2 protein-coding genes are annotated in these 470 nt (G+C 64.7%); one reads left to right on the top strand and one right to left on the bottom strand.

Annotated features, from left to right (window positions below):
- The first annotated feature begins 7 nt into the window (after window positions 1-7).
- A complete protein-coding gene (locus tag RM844_RS33700) occupies window positions 8-286 on the top strand; it encodes an alpha/beta fold hydrolase (protein ID WP_394814655.1) in 279 nt (92 codons plus the stop codon).
- On the opposite strand, the gene RM844_RS32445 is transcribed toward RM844_RS33700, so the two are convergent.
- The coding region (locus RM844_RS32445) for a hypothetical protein (protein WP_311671028.1) at window positions 246-470 on the bottom strand (225 nt) is incomplete at its 5' end. The genes RM844_RS33700 and RM844_RS32445 overlap by 41 nt on opposite strands.

Raw genomic sequence — 470 nt, 5'->3', positions numbered from 1 at the left:
GATCGAGGTGAGGTGTCCAACGCTTGTCATCCACGGCGATCGTGACCCCGGCGTTCCCGCCGCGCGGGCCCGCGCCGCTGCCGAGCGGATCCCGGATGCGCGCCTGCATATCGTCGGCGGTGCCGGGCCTTGGGTTCAGCGTGATCAGCCGGACGTCGTGCTCGACGCGACCAGCGGATTCCTGCGGGACATCAACGCAGCAGCCGGAGCACCTCGGCCAGGTGCGGCAGAGCTGATTCGCGGTTTCAGTCGGTGGTGGTCGAGCTCTCTGCGGCTTCGCGCTTGAGGTGCAGGTACGAAACAACCAGCCCGAATATGAACAGCACGCCGGCGAACAGGAAGATCCCGCCGAAGCTGGCCAGCTGGAAGCCTTCATCTCGGTTTCGTGATCGCTGCTGGTCGTAGGCGTTGAGCCATGAGGAGTGCCGACCGATATTGCGGCATTGATCACCCTGGTGCATCACCCAATC

The sequence above is a fragment of the Streptomyces chisholmiae genome (genome assembly GCF_031845445.1).
Lineage (GTDB): Bacteria > Actinomycetota > Actinomycetes > Streptomycetales > Streptomycetaceae > Streptomyces > Streptomyces chisholmiae.
This window is presented reverse-complemented; position numbering and strand designations above follow the sequence as displayed.